This is a genomic window from Anaerolineae bacterium, assembly GCA_014360855.1.
In the GTDB taxonomy this organism is placed as follows: Bacteria; Chloroflexota; Anaerolineae; order JACIWP01; family JACIWP01; genus JACIWP01.
This window is the reverse complement of the sequence record JACIWP010000302.1, coordinates 1-3,440: the sequence shown is the minus strand read 5'-3', so window position 1 is coordinate 3,440 and position 3,440 is coordinate 1. Positions and strand designations below refer to the sequence as shown.

Sequence of the window (3,440 nt, the reverse complement as noted above, 5' to 3'; positions counted from 1 at the left end):
GATAAGACCTTCGTGATCGCCGCCGTCAGCGTCGTCTTGCCATGATCAATATGACCAATCGTCCCCACATTCACATGCGGCTTGGTCCGCTCAAATTTCGGCTTGGCCATTGTACGCTCTCCTTCTCCGTGTTAGAATGCAACATGGTGCGATAACGATTGAGATGATGAACCCCGACCGAGGGGCGCAAACTCTATCATTATATCGCGCTGGGGCGGAATCGCAAATTTTTACCCCCTCGCTTTCCCTTATATGCCCCCCAGCAACAGCCGCTCCAGGATCTCCTGGGGGACCGGGGCGTAATGGTCGAACTCCATGGTAAAGTTGCCCCGTCCCTGGGTCAGCGAGCGCAGGTCTGTCGCGTAGCCGAACATCTCTGCCAGCGGGACGAAGGCATCAATGGCCTGGGCATCGCCGGCCCGGGGCGACATGGCCTGAATGTCCCCGCGGCGAGCAGCCAGGTCGCCGATCACGTCCCCGGTGAAGCTCTCCGGCACCACCACCTCGACCTTCATGACAGGCTCCAGGAGCACCGGGCCGGCATGCTCCAGCGCCTCGCGCATGGCGTTGCTCGCCGCCACCTTGAAGGCCGGTTCCGTGGCAGATTCGGGGACGAAGGTGGCATCCACCAGCACGACCCGTACATCCACCATGGGATAGCCGGCCAAGGCGCCGCTTTCCAGCGATTCCATGGCGCCGGCCTTCACCGCTTCCACATACTGCGGCGGCAGTTGCTCCGGCTTCAGCCGGCTCTCGAAGATGTTGCCCTGGCCGCGTTCTGCCGGCCCCACCTCCAGCACTACCCGGGCGTACTGCTCCTTGGTGCCCGTGTGCCGCTGGAAGACCCCTTCCTGCGTCACTGTGCGGGTGAGGGTCTCGCGATACGCCACCTGCCGGCGGCCCACATGCACACCCACGTGGAACTCCCGCATCATGCGGTCAATCAGCACCTCCAGGTGCAGCTCACCCATCCCGGAGATGAGCGTCTGGCCGGTGCTGTCATCCACACGTACCTGGAACGTCGGGTCTTCCTCGGCGAGCCTCTGCAGGGCCTCGGCCAGCTTGTCCTGGTCCGCCTGGGTCTTGGGTTCGATGGCCACCGAGATGACCGGCTCCGGGAAGCGGATGGATTCCAGGACGATGGGCGCATCGGCGGAGCAGATGGTGTCGCCGGTAAAGGTTTCTTTGAACCCGACGATGCCGGCGATATCGCCGGCCAAAAGCTCATCCAGGTCCTCGCGCCGGTTGGCGAACATGCGTACGATGCGGCCGATGCGCTCCTTGCGCCCTCGGGTGGTGTTCTGCACGGCCATGCCGGGGCGCAGGGTACCCGAATAGAGCCGCACGTAGCACAGCCGGCCCACATAGGGATCGCTGACGATCTTGAAGGCCAGGCCGGCGACGGGGCCGTTCTCATCGGGTGTTCGGGTCTCGACCTGATTGGTCTGCGGGTTGAAGCCCTGTATAGGGGGGATATCCAGAGGCGAAGGCAGGTAATCCACGATGGCATCCAGCAGAGGCTGGACGCCCTTATTGCGAAGGGCCGCGCCGCACAGCACCGGCACAAGGGCGTACAACAGCGTGGCCTTTCGCAACGCTCGGCGGACTTCCTCGGGGGTGATGGGCTGATTTTCGAGATACTTTTCCATCAGCTCATCGTCGAACTCGGCCACGGCTTCCAACAGTTCCTCGCGTGCCTGGGCGACCTCCTCTTCCAGGTCGGCCGGCACGTCGAGGATCTCGTATTCCGAGCCCATCTCATCACGATAGACCAGCGCCTTGTTCGTGATGAGATCGACTACCCCCGAGAAACTATCTTCTACGCCGATGGGAACCTGCAGCGCAACAGGTCGAGCGCCGAGCCGATCTTTGATCATGTCGATCGTGCGCCGATAGTTGGCCCCCACCCGGTCCATTTTGTTAACGAAGCAGATGCGCGGTACCGAGTACCGGTCTGCTTGGCGCCAAACCGTCTCTGACTGCGGTTCGACGCCGTTGACAGCATCGAAGATCACGACACCCCCGTCCAGCACCCGAAGACAGCGCTGGACTTCGGCGGTGAAATCAATATGGCCAGGGGTATCAATGATGTTAATCTGATGCCCACGCCAGAAGCAGGTGATGGTCGCGGCGGTGATGGTAATCCCCCGCTCGCGCTCCTGCTCCATCCAATCCGTGACGGTGGTCCCTTCGTCAACGTAGCCGATGCGATGGGTCCGTCCGGTGTAGTACAGCATCAATTCGGTTGTCGTGGTCTTGCCCGCATCGATGTGCGCAATGACCCCGATATTGCGCACTCGATCCAGAGGTACGTCGCGCGGCATAGTCAGCTCCCATCGACAAAGTCCTCAACGACGACGCGGCCGACACGACAACCGAAGAGCTAGCTACGAGCTACCAGCGGTAGTGAGCAAAGGCGCGGTTGGCCTCTGCCATCTTGTGCGTATCTTCTTTCTTTTTAATGGACGCACCCGTGCCGTTATAGGCATCGAGTAACTCGTTGGCAAGCTTCTCGGCCATCGTCTTGCCCGGCCGCTTTCGTGCAGACTGAATGATCCAGCGCATAGCCAGAGCCATACTGCGATGCGGCTCGACCTCGACTGGCACCTGGTAGGTGGCGCCGCCGACGCGCCGGGGCCGCACTTCGACCACGGGCATCACCTCGCGCACGGCGCGCTCGAACACTTCCAGCGCCGGCTTGCCGGTGCGCTGGGCGATGATATCCATGGCCTGGTAGACAATGCGTTCCGCCAGACTTTTCTTGCCGCGCTGCATGACCCTGTTGATGAACTTGGCAACCATGACGCTGTTGTATTTGACGTCAGGCGGAATCTCACGTCGCTCAGGACGATTGCGTCTTGGCATTTCCCACTCCTAACCGTTCCGTCCGAAGTACAATGTTAGCTCGTCAGATTTTGACGATGATTACTTAGGGCGTTTGGCGCCGTACTTGGAGCGGCCGCGCCGGCGGTTCTCGACGCCGGCGGCATCCAGGGCACCGCGCACGATATGATAGCGCACACCAGGCAGGTCCTTGACGCGGCCACCGCGCACCAGCACTACCGAGTGTTCCTGCAGGTTGTGGCCGATGCCCGGGATGTACGCCGTCACCTCAATACCGTTCGTCAACCGCACGCGGGCAATCTTGCGCAGTGCCGAGTTGGGCTTCTTCGGCGTCATGGTGCGCACCTGGGTGCACACACCGCGCTTCTGAGGGTTGCCCTTCGGCAGGCGCATCAATTTGCCCTTCAAGGCGTTGTACGAGAACTGCAGTGCCGGCGCCTTTTCCTTCTTGCGCAACGGCTTCCGCCCTTTCCGCACGAGTTGATTGATGGTCGGCAAGGTCCTACTCCTTTTCTAGGTGTTGAACTACTGCTTTCCCCTGTATTGCATCGGCAAGGCCCTCAGAGAGACGTTCTTGAGGGCCTTGCACTACTCGC

Annotated in this window: 4 protein-coding genes; all 4 read right to left on the bottom strand. The window is 61.3% G+C overall.

Going from position 1 to position 3,440, the window contains the following annotated elements; translation table 11 throughout:
• Positions 1–110 (bottom strand): hypothetical protein (locus tag H5T60_13060; GenBank protein MBC7243359.1); only part of this gene is annotated, 110 nt, incomplete at its 3' end.
• A gap of 138 nt (positions 111–248) precedes the next feature.
• Positions 249–2,324, bottom strand: a complete 2,076-nt coding sequence (gene fusA / locus H5T60_13055) for an elongation factor G (protein MBC7243358.1) — start codon at positions 2,322–2,324, stop codon at positions 249–251.
• Between the two features lie 70 nt (positions 2,325–2,394).
• Complete coding sequence (gene rpsG / locus H5T60_13050; GenBank protein ID MBC7243357.1) at positions 2,395–2,865, bottom strand: 30S ribosomal protein S7; 471 nt, start codon at positions 2,863–2,865, stop codon at positions 2,395–2,397.
• Positions 2,866–2,925: 60 nt separating this feature from the next.
• Positions 2,926–3,342 carry a 30S ribosomal protein S12 gene (gene rpsL, locus H5T60_13045; GenBank protein ID MBC7243356.1) on the bottom strand — a complete coding sequence of 139 codons (417 nt, stop codon included), beginning with the start codon at positions 3,340–3,342 and terminating at the stop codon, positions 2,926–2,928.
• Between the last annotated feature and the right edge of the window lie 98 nt (positions 3,343–3,440).